The sequence below is a fragment of the Stenotrophomonas sp. HITSZ_GD genome, from assembly GCF_029543105.1.
Classification (GTDB): domain Bacteria; phylum Pseudomonadota; class Gammaproteobacteria; order Xanthomonadales; family Xanthomonadaceae; genus Stenotrophomonas_A.
The window spans coordinates 141352-159997 of sequence record NZ_JARQXB010000010.1 but is presented as its reverse complement, the minus strand read 5'-3'; the positions used below and the strand labels follow the sequence as shown (position 1 = coordinate 159997).

20 protein-coding genes are annotated in these 18646 nt (G+C 70.4%); 12 read left to right on the top strand and 8 right to left on the bottom strand.

The genetic code is table 11. The features are described 5' to 3' along the window. Together P6166_RS11715 and P6166_RS11710 are read right to left on the bottom strand one after the other, a co-directional pair. A partial coding sequence (locus tag P6166_RS11715; protein ID WP_277764639.1) for a hypothetical protein occupies positions 1 to 321 on the bottom strand: 321 nt, incomplete at its 3' end. Next, entirely contained in the window at positions 321 to 1514 is a 1194-nt protein-coding gene (locus tag P6166_RS11710; protein ID WP_277764638.1) for a pyridoxal phosphate-dependent aminotransferase, read from the bottom strand. The genes P6166_RS11715 and P6166_RS11710, both read right to left, overlap by 1 nt. A 116-nt stretch (positions 1515 to 1630) precedes the next feature. On the opposite strand from P6166_RS11710, the gene P6166_RS11705 reads away from it, so the two are divergent. The 6 genes from P6166_RS11705 to xerC are packed head-to-tail and all read left to right on the top strand — an operon-like array spanning position 1631 to position 6984. Then, positions 1631 to 3811 carry a S9 family peptidase gene (locus P6166_RS11705; protein ID WP_277764637.1) on the top strand — a complete coding sequence of 727 codons (2181 nt, stop codon included), beginning with the start codon at positions 1631 to 1633 and terminating at the stop codon, positions 3809 to 3811. A 17-nt stretch (positions 3812 to 3828) separates the two neighbouring features. Further along, on the top strand, positions 3829 to 4260 hold the full coding sequence (locus tag P6166_RS11700; RefSeq protein WP_277764636.1) for a YbaN family protein: 432 nt from the start codon (positions 3829 to 3831) through the stop codon (positions 4258 to 4260). 46 nt (positions 4261 to 4306) lie between these two features. Beyond that, entirely contained in the window at positions 4307 to 4549 is a 243-nt protein-coding gene (locus P6166_RS11695; protein WP_277764635.1) for a lipoprotein, read from the top strand. Further along, complete coding sequence (dapF, locus tag P6166_RS11690; RefSeq protein ID WP_277764634.1) at positions 4546 to 5400, top strand: diaminopimelate epimerase; 855 nt, start codon at positions 4546 to 4548, stop codon at positions 5398 to 5400. The genes P6166_RS11695 and dapF overlap by 4 nt, the downstream gene beginning before the upstream one ends. Further along, positions 5397 to 6071 carry a DUF484 family protein gene (locus P6166_RS11685; protein WP_277764633.1) on the top strand — a complete coding sequence of 225 codons (675 nt, stop codon included), beginning with the start codon at positions 5397 to 5399 and terminating at the stop codon, positions 6069 to 6071. The genes dapF and P6166_RS11685 overlap by 4 nt, the downstream gene beginning before the upstream one ends. A 25-nt stretch (positions 6072 to 6096) precedes the next feature. Next, complete coding sequence (gene xerC / locus P6166_RS11680; protein ID WP_277764632.1) at positions 6097 to 6984, top strand: tyrosine recombinase XerC; 888 nt, start codon at positions 6097 to 6099, stop codon at positions 6982 to 6984. Positions 6985 to 6986: 2 nt separating this feature from the next. Here the strand turns inward: xerC and P6166_RS11675 are convergent, their stop codons facing one another. Continuing rightward, positions 6987 to 7421, bottom strand: a complete 435-nt coding sequence (locus P6166_RS11675) for a group III truncated hemoglobin (protein WP_277764631.1) — start codon at positions 7419 to 7421, stop codon at positions 6987 to 6989. Between the two features lie 158 nt (positions 7422 to 7579). On the opposite strand from P6166_RS11675, the gene P6166_RS11670 reads away from it, so the two are divergent. The 4 genes from P6166_RS11670 (at position 7580) to P6166_RS11655 (ending at position 11739) form a co-directional block, all read left to right on the top strand. Then, complete coding sequence (locus tag P6166_RS11670; protein ID WP_277764630.1) at positions 7580 to 8053, top strand: DUF1203 domain-containing protein; 474 nt, start codon at positions 7580 to 7582, stop codon at positions 8051 to 8053. 72 nt (positions 8054 to 8125) lie between these two features. Further along, a complete protein-coding gene (hslV, locus tag P6166_RS11665) occupies positions 8126 to 8677 on the top strand; it encodes an ATP-dependent protease subunit HslV (RefSeq protein ID WP_057647439.1) in 552 nt (183 codons plus the stop codon). Positions 8678 to 8735: 58 nt separating this feature from the next. After that, the gene (gene hslU / locus P6166_RS11660) at positions 8736 to 10100 is read left to right on the top strand and encodes an ATP-dependent protease ATPase subunit HslU (RefSeq protein WP_277764629.1); all 1365 of its coding nucleotides are present in this window, start codon (positions 8736 to 8738) and stop codon (positions 10098 to 10100) included. A 106-nt stretch (positions 10101 to 10206) separates the two neighbouring features. Next, positions 10207 to 11739, top strand: a complete 1533-nt coding sequence (locus P6166_RS11655; RefSeq protein ID WP_277764628.1) for a winged helix-turn-helix transcriptional regulator — start codon at positions 10207 to 10209, stop codon at positions 11737 to 11739. A gap of 1 nt (position 11740) precedes the next feature. Here the strand turns inward: P6166_RS11655 and P6166_RS11650 are convergent, their stop codons facing one another. The 5 genes from P6166_RS11650 to P6166_RS11630 all read right to left on the bottom strand — a co-directional run bounded on the left by P6166_RS11650 (position 11741) and on the right by P6166_RS11630 (position 16777). Continuing rightward, positions 11741 to 12835 (bottom strand): serine hydrolase, encoded by a 1095-nt coding sequence (locus tag P6166_RS11650; protein ID WP_277764627.1) that lies wholly within the window; start codon positions 12833 to 12835, stop codon positions 11741 to 11743. Positions 12836 to 12935: 100 nt separating this feature from the next. After that, complete coding sequence (atpC, locus tag P6166_RS11645; protein ID WP_277764626.1) at positions 12936 to 13352, bottom strand: ATP synthase F1 subunit epsilon; 417 nt, start codon at positions 13350 to 13352, stop codon at positions 12936 to 12938. 129 nt (positions 13353 to 13481) lie between these two features. After that, positions 13482 to 13937 carry a nucleoside deaminase gene (locus P6166_RS11640; RefSeq protein WP_277764625.1) on the bottom strand — a complete coding sequence of 152 codons (456 nt, stop codon included), beginning with the start codon at positions 13935 to 13937 and terminating at the stop codon, positions 13482 to 13484. 60 nt (positions 13938 to 13997) lie between these two features. Beyond that, entirely contained in the window at positions 13998 to 15128 is a 1131-nt protein-coding gene (locus P6166_RS11635; protein WP_277764624.1) for an HlyD family secretion protein, read from the bottom strand. Further along, on the bottom strand, positions 15125 to 16777 hold the full coding sequence (locus P6166_RS11630; protein ID WP_277764623.1) for an MFS transporter: 1653 nt from the start codon (positions 16775 to 16777) through the stop codon (positions 15125 to 15127). Before P6166_RS11630 ends, P6166_RS11635 begins: the two co-directional genes overlap by 4 nt. An 86-nt stretch (positions 16778 to 16863) precedes the next feature. Here P6166_RS11630 and ubiE point away from each other — a divergent pair, with 86 nt between their 5' ends. Together ubiE and P6166_RS11620 are read left to right on the top strand one after the other, a co-directional pair. Continuing rightward, a complete protein-coding gene (ubiE, locus tag P6166_RS11625) occupies positions 16864 to 17625 on the top strand; it encodes a bifunctional demethylmenaquinone methyltransferase/2-methoxy-6-polyprenyl-1,4-benzoquinol methylase UbiE (RefSeq protein WP_277764622.1) in 762 nt (253 codons plus the stop codon). Between the two features lie 105 nt (positions 17626 to 17730). Further along, positions 17731 to 18627 carry a GGDEF domain-containing protein gene (locus P6166_RS11620; protein WP_277764621.1) on the top strand — a complete coding sequence of 299 codons (897 nt, stop codon included), beginning with the start codon at positions 17731 to 17733 and terminating at the stop codon, positions 18625 to 18627. The last annotated feature ends 19 nt before the right edge of the window (positions 18628 to 18646 follow it).

The window sequence follows — 18646 nt, the reverse complement described above, 5'->3', positions numbered from 1 at the left end:
CGCACCCAGGCAGCCGCCGCGCGACGCACCCAGGCAGCCGCCGCGCGACGCACCCAGGCAGCCGCCGCGCGACGCACCCAGGCAGCCGCCGCGCGACGCACCCAGGCAGCCGCCGCGCGACGCACCCAGGCAGCCGCCGCGCGACGCACCCAGGCAGCCGCCGCGCGACGCACCCAGGCAGCCGCCGCGCGACGCACCCAGGCAGCCGCCGCGCGACGCACCCAGGCAGCCGCCGCGCGACGCACTCAGGCAGCCGCCGCGCGACGCACCCAGGCAGCCGTGGCCGATAGAAACCAGCCAGCTCCAGATCGCGACGAACATCAACGCCCAGGAAGCGAACCCAATCCCCGCGCAATCCGAGCCACCGCCTCACGCAACCGCGGCAGGCCCTGCGTATAGGCGATCCGCACATGCTCGCCTGCGCGATAGGTGCCGAAGTCCACGCCGGGGGTAAACGCCACGTGCTCGGTCTCGAGGAAATGGTGGCAGAACACCTGCGCATCCACCCCGAACACGCTGATATCGGCGTAGAGATAGAACGCCCCTTGCGGTTCGATCTCGATGCGGAACCCCAGCGCCCGCAATGCCGGCAGCAGGTAGTCGCGCCGCGCCTGGAACTCCCCGCGGCGTTGCTCGAAGATCGCCATCGCCTCCGGCGTGAAGCACGCCAGCGCCGCATGCTGCGCCATGCTCGGCGCACTGATGTACAGGTTCTGCGCCAGCTTCTCCAGCGCCGGCACCGCGCGCCTGGGCGCCACCAGCCAGCCGAGCCGCCAGCCCGTCATCCCGAAATACTTCGAGAAACTGTTGAGCACGAACGCCTCGTCGTCCACTTCCAGCACGCTCGGCGCCGCCAGCCCGTAGGTCAGCCCGTGGTAGATCTCGTCCACCACCAGGTGCCCCCCACGCGCACGCAGCGACGACGACAACGCCGCCAGTTCCTCGCGCGAGAGCACGCTGCCGGTCGGGTTGGCGGGCGAAGCCACCAGCGCGCCCACGCTATCGGCATTCCAATGCGCGGCCACGTGCGCCGGCGTGAGCTGGTAATGCGTGTCCGCACCCGTTGGCACCAATTGCGCGCCGGCTTCCACCAGCCGCAGGAAATGCCGGTTGCACGGATAACCGGGGTCGGCCATCAGCCAATGCTTCCCCGGATCCACCAGCAGGCTGCTCGCCAACAACAACGCGCCCGAGCCGCCCGGCGTCACCAGCACCCGCTCCGGGTCGATCTCCAGCCCGTGGCGCTGCCGGTAAAAGCCGGCAATCGCCTCGCGCAGCGCCGGCAGCCCGCGCGCGGCCGTGTAGCGCGTATGCCCATGGCCCAGCGCCGCCTGCCCGGCCGCCACCACCGGCGCGGCGGTGGTGAAGTCCGGCTCGCCGATCTCCAGGTGGATCACGTCGTGGCCTTCGCGCTCCAGCGCCTGCGCCCGCGCCAGCAGCGACATCACGTGGAAGGGCGCGATCTCGCGGCTGCGCCGGCTGTAGCCGGCCTCGGGTTCGGTACGTGCATCCATCGGCCGATGATAGGCCATCGGGTTGGCCGACCCTTCCCGGTGCTTGCGGTCGCGGCACGCCCCCCACAGACTCGCCTTCACACCATCCCTTGCTTCCCGAGGAAGGATCCCCACCCATGAAGCCTGTTCTGCTGCTGGCTGCCTGCCTGATGACCCTGCCCGTGACCTCCGTCCACGCCGCCGACCTCACCCCGCCCCAGGCGCCTCGCCACCCGCATGCGGTCAAGACGCCCTTCGGCGCCGTGCGCGACGACGCCTATTACTGGCTGCGCGACGACGAGCGCCAGAACAAGGCGATGCTCGATTACCTCAAGGCCGAGAACGCCTATACCGACCAGGTGATGGCCCCGCTGAAGCCGCTGGAAGACCGCCTGTACGAGGAGATCGTCGGCCGCATCAAGCAGGACGACGCCAGCGTGCCGTACCGCGACCGCGGCTGGTGGTATTACAGCCGCTACGAGGCCGGCAAGGACTACCCCATCCAGGCCCGCCGCCGCGACGGCGCCGGCGTGGACGCGGCCAGCATCCAGCAGGCCAACAACAACGGCGACTTCGCCACCGAGCAGGTGCTGCTCGACGTCAACCAGATGGCCGCCGGCAAGGACTACTTCAGCGTCGGCGACGCCGAGGTCAGCCGCGACAACCGCCTGCTGGCCTGGGCCGAGGACGACGTGGGCCGCCGCCAGTACGTGATCCGCTTCAAGAACCTGGAGACCGGCGAGGTCTACGCCGACCGCATCACCGGCGTGTCCCCCAACCTAGTGTGGGCCGACGACAACCGCACCCTGTTCTACGTCGAGAACGACCCGGAAACCCTGCTCACCGTGCGCGTCAAGAAGCACGTCCTCGGCACCCCGGCCAGCGCCGACAAGCTGGTGTACGAGGAGAAGGACGACAGCTTCTACATGGGCATCGGCCGCAGCCGCGACGAGAAGTACATCACCATCGGCGTGGACAGCACCGTCTCTTCCGAACTGCGTTACGCCCCGGCCGCCAACCCGGAAAAGTTCACCGTGCTGGCCAAGCGCGAGCGCGACGTGGAATACGACGCCGACCACTTCGACGGCCGCTGGCTGATCCGCACGAATGCCGATGGCGCCAGGAACTTCAAGCTGGTCAGCGCGCCGAGCGATGCCACCTCGCGCAGCCAGTGGAAGGACTGGGTGGCGCACGACGAGTCGGTGTACATCGAAGGCTTCGAATCGTTCGACGGCTTCACCGCCATCGACGAGCGCTCCGGCGGCCTGGAGCGCATCCGCCTGCTGCGCGCGGACGGCAAGCAGGAATACGTCAAGGCCGACGAGCCGGCGTACTCCATGGGCCTGTCGGTGAATGCCGAGCCGGACACCGAATGGCTGCGCTACAGCTACACCTCGCTCACGACGCCGGCCACTACCTACGAGCTCAACGTGCGCACCGGCGAGCGGCGCCAGCTCAAGCAGCAGCCGGTGATCGGCTACGACCCGTCCAAGTACGTCACCGAGCGCGTGTGGGTGGATGCGCGCGACGGCGTGAAGGTGCCGGTCTCGCTGGTGTACCGCAAGGGTTTCAAGAAGGACGGCACCGCCGCGCTGTACCAGTATGGCTACGGCAGCTACGGCGCTTCGATGGACCCGGGCTTCAACCTCTCGGTGGTCAGCCTGCTGGATCGCGGCGTCGTCTACGCCATCGCCCACATCCGCGGCGGGCAGGAAATGGGGCGCCAGTGGTATGACGACGGCAAGCTGCTGAAGAAGAAGAACACCTTCAACGACTTCATCGACGTCACCCGCGCGCTGGTCGCCCAGGGCTATGCCGCCAAGGACCGCGTCGCCGCGTCCGGCGGCAGCGCCGGTGGCCTGCTGATGGGCGCGGTGGCCAACATGGCGCCGCAGGATTACCGCGTGATGGTCGCCCAGGTGCCGTTCGTCGACGTGGTCACCACCATGCTCGACCCCACCATCCCGCTCACCACCAACGAATACGACGAGTGGGGCAACCCGGAGCAGAAGCCGTACTACGACTACATGCTCTCCTACTCGCCCTACGACAACGTCACCCGCCAGGCGTATCCGGCGCTGTTCGTCGGCACCGGCCTGTGGGATTCCCAGGTGCAGTACTGGGAACCGGCGAAGTGGGTGGCGCGGCTGCGCGTGGAAAACACCGGCACCCACCCCATCGTGTTCCGCACCAACATGGATGCCGGGCATGGCGGCAAATCCGGGCGCTTCCGCCGCTACCGCGAGCAGGCCGAGTCGTTCGCGTTCGTGCTGGACCAGCTGGGCGTCGGTACCGGCACGCCCAGCGCCGCCCCCTGAGCCCGGCCGGGCCGCCGATGAACGAGCCGCTGCCCGAATCCCGCCAGGCCGCGCCGACACCGGCGCGGCCGGTGCGGCTGCGCTGGGCGTGGTGGCTGCTGGCCTATGCGAGCCTGGGCGTGGGCATCGTCGGCATCTTCGTGCCGGGCTTGCCGACCACGGTGTTCGTGCTGATTTCGGCCTGGGCCGCCGCGCGCGGCTCGGACCGCCTGCACCACTGGTTGTTGAACCATCCGCGGTTCGGCCCGGCCATCGTGCAGTGGCAGACCCACCGCGCGGTCAGCCGCAAGGCCAAGTGGATGGCCACCGGCACCATGGCCGCGTGCGCGGCGATCATGCTGTGGTGCGTGCCTTCGCGCTGGGCCCAGGCGCTGTCCATTGGCTGCATGGCGGTGGTCGCGATCTGGTTGTGGCTGCGCCCGGAGCCGCCGCCCGCCCCGCACGCGTGAGCCCGCCACGGCGCGACGTTCGCCGCCTTGTGGCTATACTCCGGGCATGAGCATGAAGTTTTCCCGTTCGTTCCGAATCGCCGCCGCCGGCGCGGGCCTGTTGTTGCTGGCCGCCTGTGGCAACAAGGGCCCGTTGGTGATGCCGCAGAAGCCGGTGCCGGTCCAGGCGCAGCCCGTGCCGCAGCCGCCGTCCGGCGAGACCCCGCCGCCGACGCAGACGCCGACCGAGGCCGCGCAGCCGATCGACGGCACGCCGCCGGCCACCACGGACGACAATCGCCACCCATGAACGCGCAGTCCGCTGCCGCGCCGCTGCATTTCAGCAAGATGCAGGGCGCGGGCAATGATTTCGTGGTGCTGGACCTGCGCACCGGCATCGCCCCGCCGGATGCCGCGTTGGCCGAGCGCCTGGCGGACCGCCACTTCGGCGTGGGCTGCGACCAGATCCTGACCATCGAGCCGCCGCGCAGCGAAGCGGCGGTGGCCGCTTACCGCATCTGGAATTCCGACGGCTCGCCCTCGCAGCAATGTGGCAACGGCGCGCGCTGCGTGGCCGCCTGGCTGGTGCGCGACGGCACGGCGCAGGGCGATGAATTCGTCATCGACAGCCCGGTCACCGCGCACCGCATCCAGCGCCTGGACGGTGGCCAGTACGCCGTGGCGATGGGCGTGCCCGAATTCACTCCCGAGCGCATCCCGCTGGTCGGCTTCATGCACGCGCGCGACGAGTACCTGTTGCCGGTGCAAGGCGAGAGCGTGCGCTTCGGCGCGGTGTCGATGGGCAACCCGCATGCGGTGCTGGAGGTCGGCTTGGTCGACGCCGCGCCGGTAGAGCGCATCGGCCCGCTGTTGCAGCAACACGCGGCGTTTCCGGAATCGGTGAACGTGGGCTTCGCCCAGGTCATCGACCGCGGCCATGTCCGCCTGCGCGTGTACGAGCGCGGCGTGGGCGAGACCCTGGCCTGTGGCAGCGGCGCCTGCGCCGCCGCCGCCGTGCTGATGCAGCGCGGCCGCGTCGATCGCGACGTGGTGGTGTCCCTGCCGGGTGGCGACCTGCGCATCCGCTGGCCGTCGCCCGACGCGCAGGTGGTGATGTCCGGGCCGGCCCGGTTTGTCTTTGAAGGGGAGTGGGGCGCATGAACGAAACCGTGGAAAAGATCGGCGCGCACGAAGTCGCCGCCTGGCTGCGCCGGCATCCGGGGTTCCTCAAGCAGTTTCCGGACCTGGCGCTCACGCTGGTCGTCCCGCGCGACGATGGCCCCACCGCCTCGCTCGCCAGCTACCAGCTGGAAGTGCTGCGCGACAAGAACCGCGAACTGTCCCGCCGCCTGGCCGAATTGGCCGGCAATGCGCAGGTCAACGAGCGCCTGGCCGTGCGCACGCACCAGCTCACGCTGGCGCTGATGCGCCAGCACAGCGCGGCCGACACGCTCAAGGCGATGGCCGCCTCGTTGGCCGAGGATTTCAACGGCGACCGCGTGCGCATCGTGCTGCTCAAGCCGGTCGAAGGCCAGCCGGAGGCGGAATGGCTGCAGGTCATCGGCGAGGACGATGCGCGCCTGGCGCCGTTCCGCGATTGCCTGCGCGATGGCGAGCCGATCTGCGGCCGCCTGCAGGCCGAGAAGCAGCACGTGCTGTACGGCGAGGACGTGGAGGACGTGCAGTCCACCGCCTTGCTGCCGCTGCCCGGCGTGGGCCTGCTGGCGGTGGGCAGCCGCGACCCGAACCGCTTCTATCCCGGCATGGGCACGCTGTTCTTGCGCATGATGGGCGAGGCGCTGGTGGTGGCGTTGCAGCGTTTCGCGCGCTGAGCGGCGACTGCGCGGGGCTTCGGCCATGATCGACGCCTTCCTCGCCTACCTGGAAGTGGAGCGCCGCATGTCGGCGCATACGCTCGATGCCTATCGGCGCGACCTGGCCGCGTTGTCCGCCTGGGCCGATGCGCAGGGCGCCGGGGTGGTGTCGCTGGATGCCGAGCAACTGCGGGCCTTCGTCAGCGCCGAGCATCGCCGTGGGCTGTCGCCCAAGAGCCTGCAGCGTCGCCTCTCGGCCTGCCGCAGTTTCTATGCCTGGCTGCTCAAGCACGGGCGTATCGAGGTCTCGCCGGCGGCCAAGCTGCGTGCGCCCAAGGCCCCGCGCAAGCTGCCGCAGGTGCTGGACGCCGACGAGGCCGTGCGGCTGGTCGAAGTGCCGACCGACGCACCGCTGGGCCTGCGCGACCGCGCGCTGCTCGAACTGTTCTACTCCTCCGGCCTGCGCTTGAGCGAACTGTGTGGCTTGCGCTGGCGCGATCTCGACCTGCCGGGCGGGCTGGTGACCGTACTGGGCAAGGGCAGCAAGCAACGGCGCGTGCCGGTGGGTTCGCACGCGCGCCGCGCGCTGGAGGAGTGGCGTGGCGAGAGCCGCCCGGCCGATGCTACCGCGTGGGTCTTTCCCGGCCGCCACGGCGCGCAGATCTCCTCGCGCGCGGTGCAGATCCGCATCAAGCGGCTCGCGCAGCGGCAAGGGTTGTTCAAGCACGTGCACCCGCACATGTTGCGGCACAGCTTCGCCAGCCACATCCTCGAATCGTCCGGCGACCTGCGCGGCGTGCAGGAACTGCTGGGGCATTCGGACATCGCCACCACCCAGATCTACACCCACCTGGATTTCCAGCACCTGGCCAAGGTGTACGACGCCGCGCATCCGCGCGCGAAGCGGCGCAAGCCGGCCGAACCGGCCTGAGGTCAGCCGGGCGCCGACACCGGCAGCGGGATCAAGCCGTGGCCATCGCGGCCTTCCCCCTGGTAGCGCTGCCAGAAGCGATTGGCGATCTGCGTGGCGCGTGCGTTGGCCAGCTGCTGCATCGCCGGGTTGCCGAGCGTGGCGGTGGTCTGGCCGAACAGCAATAGCCAGCGGCGGAACAGCGCCTCGTCCAGGCCGGGCATGCCCAGGTGCAGGCTCATCGGCGAACCGCTGTAGCGCTGCGTGCCGCGCAGCAGGGACGACCAGAAGTCGACCAGCCGCGCAAGGTGCGTGGGCCATTCGTGCACATGGGCATCGAAGACCGGCCCGAGCAGCGGGTCCGCGCGCACCGACGCGTAGAAGCCGTGCACGAGGCGTTCGACTTCGGCTTCGGTGCAACAGGCAGCGGGGCGTTCGGGGAGGGGAGGGGCGTGCATGGCGATATCCGGGGTGCATTGTCCGCCTGCGCGAAGCGCGCGTCCCGGCCAACATCGGCCATGCGGCAAACGGTCGCGGCGCAGCGGCGTCCGAATCCGGCCAGCGCTTCGCCGGTCGTTTGCCCATGCTGGCCGCCACTTCCCGCCTTGGAGGGCGCATGGCCTCCTTCCTGCTTTCCGGCATCGATCCCCGCCCGTTGCAGCCGTTGTTCGCGCTCGACGATGCCGCGCTTGCCGCCCACGGCGCGGTGCGCTGCGTGGCCAGCAGCGACCGCGGCTTCCCCTGCCGCATCAGCCTGCGCGATGCCGCCGTCGGCGAATCGTTGCTGCTGCTGCCGTACTGGCATCAGCCGGCCGCGTCGCCGTATCGCGCCTGCGGCCCGATCTTCGTCCGCCGCGACGCCACGGCCGCGCGCCTGGAGGTGGACGAGGTGCCCGCCTATGTCAGCCGCCGCCTGATCTCGTTGCGCGCCTACCACCACGGCCACCACATCGCTGCGGCGGAGGTACTCGAGGGCCATGACGTGGGCGACTGGCTGCGCGAGCGCCTGGCCGATCGCCACATCGCCTACGTGCATCTGCACAACGCGCGCCATGGGTGCTATTCCTGCCGCGCCGACCGGGTGGCCTGAACGGCCGCCTTCAGGCGCGGCTTGAACCGCCCGCCGGCGTCCCCACCTCCGAGAAATCCCCCGGAGGCCGCAATGGATCCCAGCCAGAACCCCAACACGTTCCACGCCACCACCATCATCTCCGTGCGCCGCAACGGCCATGTCGCCGTCGCCGGCGATGGCCAGGTCACCCTCGGCCACACCGTGATGAAGGGCAACGCGCGCAAGGTGCGCCGCCTCGGCCGCGAGGGCCAGGTGCTGGCCGGCTTCGCCGGTGCGGCCGCTGACGCCTTCACCTTGTTCGAGCTGTTCGAGGCCAAGCTGGAAAAGCACGGCCAGCTCACCCGCGCTGCCGTGGAGCTGGCCAAGGATTGGCGCACCGAGCGCCGCCTGGGCAAGCTGGAGGCCCTGCTGGCCGTGGCCGACCGCGAAACTTCGCTGATCATCAGCGGCACCGGCGATGTCATCGAGCCCGAAGACGGCATCATCGCCATCGGCTCCGGCGGTTCGTATGCGTTGTCGGCCGCGCGCGCGCTGCTCGCGCACACCGAACTGGACGCCAAGACCATTGCCACCGAGGCGATTAACATCGCCGGCGACATCTGCATCTATACCAACCGCAACGTCGTGGTCGAAGAGCTCTGAGGCGGCGTGCCGCGCCCCCAGTAGCCCGACCCTCCTTCCCCCGGATTCCCGAGTGAACATGACCCAGCCCACTTCCTCGACCATGACGCCGCGCGAGATCGTGCAGGAGCTCGATCGCCACATCGTCGGCCAGCACGACGCCAAGCGCGCCGTCGCCATCGCCCTGCGCAACCGCTGGCGCCGCATGCAGCTGCCCGAAGGCCTGCGCAACGAGGTAATGCCCAAGAACATCCTGATGATCGGCCCCACCGGTGTCGGCAAGACCGAGATCGCGCGCCGCCTGGCCACGCTCGCCAATGCGCCGTTCGTCAAGGTCGAGGCTACGCGCTTCACCGAGGTGGGCTACGTCGGCAAGGACGTGGAGCAGATCGTGCGCGACCTGGCGGACACCGCCGTCAAGCTGTATCGCGAGCAGGCCAAGGTGCGCGTGCGCACGCAGGCCGAGGAGCGCGCCGAGGACCGCATCCTCGATGCGCTGCTGCCGCGCCGTGCCGGCGGCATCGGCTTCGACCCGGAAGCCGCGCGCAACGAAGCCTCCGCGCAGGACAACGACACCCGCGTCAAGTTCCGCCGCATGCTGCGCGCCGGCGAGCTGGACGAGCGCGAGATCGAGCTGGACGTGTCGGTCAACCTCAGCATGGACATCATGACCCCGCCGGGCATGGAGGAGATGGGCCAGCAGCTGCGGCAGATGTTCTCCAACCTGGGCGGCGCCAAGTCGCAGACCCGCAAGCTGGCGATCAAGTCCGCGCGCCCGCTGCTGATCGAGGAAGAAGCGGCCAAGCTGGTCAACGAGGAAGAAATCCGCGCGGCGGCCATCGAGGCCTGCGAGCAGCACGGCATCGTGTTCATCGACGAGATCGACAAGGTCGCCAAGCGTGGCGACAACGTGGGCGGCGGCGACGTCTCCCGCGAGGGCGTGCAGCGCGACCTGCTGCCGCTGGTGGAAGGCTCCAACGTCTCCACCAAGTACGGCACGGTGAAGACGGACCACATCCTGTTCATCGCCTCCGGCGCGTTCCACCTGGCCAAGCCCAGCGACCTGATTCCCGAGCTGCAGGGTCGCTTCCCGATCCGCGTGGAGCTGGGCGCGCTGAGCAAGCAGGACTTCGTGCGCATCCTCACCGAGCCCAAGGCCGCGCTGACCAAGCAATACGTGGCGCTGTTGGAAACGGAGGGCGTGAAGCTGCAGTTCGCCGACGACGCCATCGACCGCCTCGCCGAGATCGCCTTCCTGGTCAACGAGCGGCAGGAGAACATCGGTGCGCGCCGCCTGCACACCGTGCTCGAACGCCTGCTGGACACGTTGAGCTACGAAGCGCCCGACCGCGACGGCCAGAGCGTGGCCATCGACCGCGCCTACGTCGATGCCCACCTCGGCGAGCTGGTGCAGGACCCGGACCTGAGCCGCTACATCCTCTGACCGGCAAGCAACACGGGCCCGCGAAAGCGGGCCTTTGCTTTTGGCAGGGGCCGGCGGCCGCGGACGTGCGCTAGCATCCGGCTCTCCTTTCCCGCGCCACCCACGGATGACCGCGCACTACCGCCTGCTCGACCTGGACATCGACGTACCGCGCCAGCGCGTGAGCCGGGGCGGGCAGCGGCTGGAGGTATCGGGCTTGAGCTTCCAGCTGCTGGCCTACCTGCTCGGGCAGGGCCAGCGCGTGGTGGGCTTCGACGAGCTGATGCAGGCGGTGTGGGCGCCGGCGGTGGTGAACGAGGAAACCGTGACCCAACGGGTGAAGCTGCTGCGGCAGGCGTTGGGCGACGACGCGCGCCAGCCGCGTTACCTGCGTTCGGTGCGGGGGCAGGGCTATCAACTGGTCGAGGCGCCCTGCGCGGTGGCCGAGCCCGTCCCCCGGGACGCGCCGGCGCGGCGTCGCGCCAGCGGGGTCCTGCTGGTCGTCGCGCTGGGGGGCGTGGCGCTCGCCGCCGCGCTGGCATGGCACTACACGCGGCCGGCCGCACGTTCGCCGCTGCTCACCCGCGCCCAGTACTACGCCGGCATCGGCCAGGCCGACAACAACGAGCGCGCGATCGTCCTCTATCGCCAGGCATTGGCGCAGGCACCCGATTCGCACGAGGCGCTGGCCGGGCTGAGCCGCGCGCTGAGTGCGCGCACCTGCCTCTACAACGGCGACGCCACCCAGGCGCAGGAAGGCGCCGCGCTGGCGCAGCGCCTGTTGCAGGGCGATGCGGACCACGCCGCCGGGTGGGCGGCGCAGGGCTATGCATACGACTGCCTCGGCGACATGCACCGCGCGGTGGCCGGCTACGAGCACGCGGTGCGGCTGGACCCGGACGACGACAAGAGCCGTGCTTCGCTGGCCTATCTCTACCAGGAGCAGGGCCGGCTGGTGGACGCGCTGCGCGGCAACCTCACGCTGCGCGATCCCGCCCGCGTGCGCTTCCGCGACGTGCAGGTGGCGCGCGAGCTGGAGCTGCTGGGCTTCGCCGCCGCCGCCGAACGGCGCCATCGCGCGAATTTCGACCTGTTTCCCGACAACGTCTTCGCCAATATCGCCTGGCCGCGCTTTCTGCTCGCGCAGGGGCGCACGGACGAAGCCGCCGCCGCGCTGAAGCAGGCGCAGGCACGCGGCACCCCGCATCCGGAGCTGTGGCGGCTGCAAGGCGAGCTGTCGCTATTGGCCGGGGATGCCACGGCGGCTGGCGCGGCCTTCGCCGAAGGCGAGAAGCTGCGTCCCCACCAGTCCATGCCGGCAACCCTCGCGGCGCTGTACGCCACGCCCCCGCCATCGCCCGAGTGGCTGGACGCCCGCCTGCGGCGCCTGCGTGGCGACACGCTGGGATGGCCGGACGCGGCGATCGAAGCGGCGTTGATCGAACAGCGCCGTGGACACGCCGAGGCCGCGCTGGCCGCATTGCGCGCCGCCGTCAATGCCGGCTTCCGCGACCGCGCGTGGCTGTCGGTCACGCCGCTGTTCGCGCCGTTGCGGCACGAACCGGGCTTTGCCGCCTTGCTCGCGCCAATCGACCGCGACGTGGCCACACAGCGCGAACAGGTCGCGCGGGCCGACTGGCGCCCGCGCGACCTGCCCTGACTCAGCGCAACGCGCCCAGCACGTAGTCGCGGAACAGCTGACGCGACTGCGGATGGGCGAAGCCGCGGTTGTAGGCATTGGTGGTGACCACCGCCACCAGCCGGCGCTGCGGCCAGACGAACACGTAGTTGCCCCCGTTGCCGGACATCGCCCACACCGCCACGTCCTGCCCGTCCAGGTCGAAGTGCAGGCGCCACCACTGGTAGCCGTACTCGGCATCGTCGGCGGCCTGCGCCTGCGGCGTGGTCATCGCGCGCACGTAGTCGGCGGAAACCACCTGCCGCCCGCGCCAGCGCCCCTGGTCGACCACCAACTGGCCGAACTTGGCCAGGTCGCGCGTGCGGTAGCGCGTGCCGCCGCCGCCCATGCCGATGCCCTCGGGCGAGACGTTCCAGTGGCTGCTGGCGATATCCAGCGGCCGCTCCAGCGCCTGCGCGGCGAATGTGGCCAGCGGCTGCCCGGCGGCGCGCTCGACCATCGCGCCGGCCACGAAGCTGTCGACGGTGCAGTAGGTGAAGGCGCGCCCGAACGGGCTGTCCTGCGGCTTGGTCATCCAGGGCGCGAAGCCCTTCACCGGGAGCGCGAGGGCGAAGTCCAGCCAGCGCTCGGTCACGTACATGCGTTCCTCGTGGCCGCTGGAGAACGGGTTCTCGTCGTCGCATTCCCAGAGCGTGCTCATGGTGAGCAGGTCGGACAGCCGCATCGTGGCCAGGCGCGGGTCCACCGGATGGCGGGCGCCGAATTCCGGGAAGCGTTCGTAGACCCGGGCCTCCACGCCGGGCAGCAGGCCGCGGTCGATCGCGATGCCGGCCAGCAGCGCGGTCACGCTCTTGGTGGCCGAGCGTACGTCGCGCAGGGTATCGGCATCGCCGTCGAAATAGTGCTCATACACGGGGCGGCCGTCGTGGACCACCATCACGCTGGTGATCTGCTTCAGGGTGCCGTCGGCGACCTTGGCTTCCAGGGTGCGCAGCTTGTCCAGGTCGATGGCGGGGTCGGGCGCGGTGGCCGGCCAGCCATCGGCCGATGCGGCCAGGGTGGACGCGCTGGCCAGGGCGAGCGCGGTGGCGGCGAGGAGGCGGGAAACGCGGTGCATGGGAACTCCGGGTGGAAAGGAGCCCCGATTGCGCCGGCCCGGCGCCTGAAGTGCCTGATGGCCGGATGAAGAATGATGAAAGCCAGGCGGCGCGGGCGTTTCAGCGTGGCGGGCGGCCGCGCAGCTGCAGCGAATAGCGGTGGATCAGCTCCAGGTGCAGCGCCATGTAGTCCTCGTCGGTGAAGGCCTGTGCCATGCCGGCGGCGGCGCGCTCGCGGGCCGCCTCGGCCTGGGCATGCTCCCAGTCGGCGTCGCGCACGGCCAGGTCGGCCATCACGGTCACCTTGTCCGGCTGCACCTCGACGAAGCCGCCGGAGACGTAGATCTCCATCGGCTCGCCCTGCAGCGGCGCCACGCGCAGCATGCCTTCGCGCAGCGTGGTGAGCAGCGGCGTGTGGCGGGCCAGCACGCCGAAGCGGCCGGCGCTGCCCGGCAGGTCGACTTCACGGATCTCGCCCGACCAGATCGGTCCGGCCAGGCTGACGACCTCCAGCGTGAGCGCTTGCACGTCGCTCATCCGCAGCGCTCCCCAGGGCGCGGACGGGCGAAGGCATCGGCGGCGGATCGACGTGGCGTCATGCGGCCCCGGGGATCGGTCGTGGGAGGGCAGTATGTCCGCGCGCGGCGTTGCGCGGCGTCAACGCCGTCAATCCTCGCCGATGTCCTCGTTCCACACGTCCGGATGGGCGGCGATGTAGCCGCCGAGCAGGTCGATGCATTCCTGGCTGTGCAGGTCGATGACCTCCACGCCGTTCTCGCGCAGCCAGTCGATGCCGCCTTTGAAGGTGACCGACTCGCCCACCACCACCGTGCCGATGTTGAACTGGCGCACCAGCCCGCTGCAGTACCAGCACGGCGCCAGCGTGGTGACCATGATGGTGTCGCGGTAGCGGCGTTGCCGGCCGGCCTTGCGGAACGCATCGGTTTCGCCGTGCACCGAGGGGTCGCCTTCCTGCACGCGGCGGTTGTGGCCGCAGCCGAGCAACTGCCCGTCGCGGTGGTAGAGCGCCGCGCCGATCGGGATGCCGCCCTCGGCCAGGCCTTGCCGCGCCTCGGCGATGGCGGTGTCGAGCAGGGCGCGGTAATCGGGCGTGGCGATCATGGAAGACATCCGGAGCGGGCGGGCCAGTCTCGGCCAGTGGCCGGGGCGCTGGCAACCCGCTCAGCGCGGCGCCGGTGTCGCACTACCCGGCGCGGCGGTATCCAGCGCCACCACCACCGACATGCCCGGGCGCAGCCGCGCGGCCAGCGGCTGGCCAGCGTCGATGCCGATCTTCACCGGAATGCGCTGGGCGATCTTGACGAAATTGCCGGTGGCGTTGTCCGCGGGCAGGATGGCGAACTCCGAGCCGGCAGCCGGGGAAATCTCCAGCACGTGGCCGCGCAGGCGCGCGTTGTCGAGCGCGTCCACGGTGAAGGTCGCCGGCTGGCCCACGCGCACGTGGGCCATCTGGGTTTCCTTGAAGTTGGCAATCACCCACAGCGTGTCGGGCACCAGCGCCATCAGCTGCGTGCCGTTGGTGACGTAGGCGCCCTGGCGCACGCCGATCTGCCCGAGTTGCCCGGCACGGGGCGCGCGGATGCGGGTGTTGTCGAAGTTGATTTGCGCCAGTTCCACCGCCGCGCGCGCATTGGCGACCGCCGCTTCCAGCGCGGCGCGGTTGACCTCCACGCTGCGCGCGCTCTGCTGCGCCGCTTCCAGCGCCGCCTGCGACTGCTGCACGGCCGCGCGCGCCTGCGCGTTGGCGGCGAACGCGGTGTCGCGGTCCTGCGTGGAGAGCAACTGTTGGCCCGCGAGCTGGTCGGCGCGTTGCAGGGCCGCGCTGGCCCGGTCGCGCTGGGCCACGCTGGAGGCCACGCCGGCCCGGTTCTCGGCGATCACCGCCGCCGCGCTGCGCTTGCTCTGTTCCCAGTTGGCCAGGTTGGCCTGTGCGCTCTGCAACTGCGACTGCGCCTGGGCCAACTGCTGGTGGTAGATGCGGTCGTCGATGCGCACTAGCAGCTGGCCGGCGTCCACGTGCTGGAAATCCACCACCGGCACCTGGGTGACGTAGCCGCTGACCTGCGGGGAGATGATCGTCAGCTGGCCCCGCACCATCGCGTTCTCGGTGGTCTGCACCGCGCTGGTGAACGGCCACAGCCGCCACGCGTAGAGCACCACCAGCACGCCGGCCAGCGCGATCAGCGCGAACCCGGCCAGGCTCAGGTAGCGCCGGCGCCTGCGCGCGGACAGGGCGCGTGCGTCGGCGGGCGGGGCAGCGGCGGGTGGGGCGGGCGGTGCGGGTGTGCTCATGCGCGGGCGCTGGCGGGCAGGGAAGCGGGCAGGGCGTCCTGGCGGCGCAGGCGGTTGCGCCGCATCAGGAACATCAGGAACCACAGCAGGATGGCGATGGCGATCAGCCCGATAGTCACGAAGACATCGTTGTAGGCCAGCACGTTGGCTTCGCGCGTGACGATGCCCGAGAGCGTGCGCATGGCCTGCGCCTGCCGCGCGGCGGGGTCGGGCAACGCGCGCGCGTAGGCCGAGGCATAGGCCTGCAGGCGCGCGGCCACCTGCGGATCGGTCAGCACGAGGTGGTCCATCAACTGGCTGGCATGGAACTTCTCGCGCACCACCTGCAGCGTGCCCAGGAACGCGCTGCCGAGCAGGCCGCCCATGTTCTGCGCCATGCCGAACATCACCACGAAGCTGATCAGGTTGCCGGGCTGGGTGATCACCCGGCCGATGCCGGCCACCATGGCCGGGGCGACGAAGAAGGTGCTGCCGAAGGCGAGCAGGAACTGGCTGGCGTACATCTGCTCTGGCCGGGTGAGGCTGGTGGCGCGCGCATCCAGGAAGCAGCCGACCGCGATGGCCGCCACGGCCACGATGAGATGCTCGGTGACGTGCAGCGGATCGATCAGCAGCGCGCTGGCCGCCACCCCGCACGCCGCGCCGAGCAGCATCAGCCAGAACAGCGTGTGCATCTGCGTGTTGTCCAGGCCGATGTTCTGGAAGAAGCCCACCGCGCCGGTCGCCTGCTCGGAGAGCACCAGGCGGATCAGCAGCACCGCCAGCACCAGGCGCAGGATGTCCCCGCTCGCCAGCCAGCGCGTGTTGAGCATCGGATGGCGGCGGTGGTGCTCGATGGCCACCGCCGCGCACAACATCACGATCGATATCGCCAGCACCACGCCCAGCCATGGCGTGCTGGTCCACCACAGCACGCGCCCCAGCGACAGCACCGCGGCCAGCCCGGCGCTGCCACCGGCGAACAGCACGAAGGTGGCCGCGTCGAGCTTCTCGAACACGCGGTAGCGGTCCCCCGGCGGCAGCTTGAGCATCAGCACGCAGGCCAGCGCGAACAGCGCCAGGCCCAGTTCGAACAGGTACAGGCCGCGCCATTCGCCGAACTGCAACAGTTCGGTGGAGAACACCCGCGCCAGCGGCAGCGCCAGCTGGGTCAGGCCCAGGCCGGTCACCACCGCCTTGAGCCGGTGCCGGGCCGGGAACGCCTGGATCATGTAGTACAGGCCCAGCGAGCTCAGCGCCGCGCCCACCAGGCCATGGGCGGCGCGCACGCTGATCGCCGACCCCAGGCTGTGCACGAACAGGTGCGCGAAGGCGATCAGCGCGTACAGGGCCAGGAAGATTTCGGTGAACAGCCGCAGGCCGAACTGCTGGCGGAACTTCACCAGCACCAGGTTGGCCGACATGTTGGTCATCACGTAGGCCGCCGGCAGCCACGCCATCTCCGCCGCATAGGCGCCCAGCGTGCCCTGCAGGTAGGGCAGGTTGGCGGTGACCAGTGCGTTGCTGAGGCCGCCGGTCAGGGCGACGACGGTGCCCACGAGGGCGAAGGCGATCCGGCGCGGAAGGGAATGCAGTGGCGTGGAGGCCGATCCCGGCAGGGTCGGGCGCTCGTGCGGCTGCCACTGGCGCGGGGCGTACTGGTCGCTCACGGATCGGCGCACGGGCCCGGGATGGACTGCGGCCGATTGTGGCACGGGCACGTCACGGCGGCGTCGGCGGTGCGATAATCGCGGGCATGAGCGAATCCCCCTACAAGACCGGCACCACCCACTTCGGCTTCCGCGACGTCGCTGCCAAGGACAAGCAGAAGCTGGTCGGCGAAGTCTTCACCTCGGTCGCGCGCAGCTACGACCTGATGAACGACCTGATGAGCCTGGGCATCCACCGGGTGTGGAAGCGCTACTTCACCGCCACCGCGCAGGTGAAGCCCGGCGACCGCGTGCTCGACCTGGCCGGCGGCACCGGCGACATCGCCGCGCTGCTGCGCGACCGCGTCGGCGCGGAGGGCACCATCGTGCTGGGCGACATCAACGCCGGCATGCTCTCGGTGGGCCGCGACCGCCTGACCGACCGCGGCCTGGTGGCCGGCCTGGATTACGTGCAGTGCAATGCCGAGGCGCTGCCGTTCCCGGACCAGAGCTTCGAGCTGGTGACCATCGCCTTCGGCCTGCGCAACGTGACCGACAAGGACGCCGCGCTGCGCGAGATGTACCGCGTGCTGAAGGTGGGCGGCCAGGCGCGCGTGCTGGAGTTCTCCGAAGTCACGGCGGACTGGTTCAAGCCGATCTACGACTTCCACTCCTTCAAGGTGCTGCCCAAGCTGGGCCAGCTGTTCGCCCGCGATGCGGACAGCTACCAGTACCTGGCCGAAAGCATCCGCAAGCATCCGCCGCAGGAAGCGCTCAAGGCGATGATGACCGAGGCCGGCTTCGCGCGCTGCCACTACAAGAACCTGACCGGCGGCATCGTGGCGATCCACTCCGGTTACAAGATCTGAAGGTCCGCACCGGGGCGCAGGCCCCGGCCGCTTTTGCGACGCCCGTCAGGGCGGCCGCGCCGCGGCTTGGGCGAAACTGAGACCAGTTGCCCACTGTTGCACCGCATGCACCTGCAAAGTCTCCTGTCGCGCCTGTTCCCGCGTTCCTTCAGCGCCAAGCTGCTGGCCGTGGCCTTCGTCGGCATCCATGTCCCGTTGCTGCTGCTGATCGTGTGGCTGGTGGGGCTGGCCGAGCTCGATCCGCATGAACGCTGGACGGTGTTCGCCGTGGTGCTGTGCGCCACGCTGCTGGGCACCGCCGGCACGCTGGCGGTGATGTTCCGCATGCTCGGCCCGCTACGCGCGGCAGCCGACGCGCTGGATGTCTATTACGCCGAACAGCGCCTGCCGCTGCTGCCCGAGCAGGGCGAGGACGAACTCGGCCGCCTGCTGCGCGGCATCAACCGCAGCCTGCGCGGCATCGATGCCGGCCTGCGCGACGCCCGCCGGCATGCGCTGCTCGATCCGCTGACCGAATCGCTCAATCGCCGCGGCTGCGAGCAGGCGCTGGGCAATTCGGTGATCGCCGCCGGCCACGAGGGCTGGCCCTTCACCCTGTTCGTGCTCGACATGGACAACCTCAAGCCGATCAACGACCGCCACGGGCACGCCGCCGGCGACGCGGTGCTGGTGCGGCTGGTGGAGACCGCCTACGGTTGGCTGGGCCCGCAGGACTGGATCGGCCGCTGGGGCGGCGACGAGTTCCTGATCGGCGTGCACGCGCCCGAGGACGAGGCCACCCTCAAGCTCAACCAGTGGCTGTCGATGCTGGAGACCCCCGACGAGCAGCAGGCGCCGGTCTACGCCAGCGCGGGCAGCGCCGCCCACCGGCCGGGCGAGGACGCCGCGAGCCTGTACCGCCGCGCCGATGCGGCCATGTACCGGGCCAAGTTCTCCGGGGGCCGGCGCCTGGTGCGCGATGGCTTCGAGGACCCGGACACGCAGGCGCCGCTGCCGGCCTGAACACCCGCGCCGCCGCGCC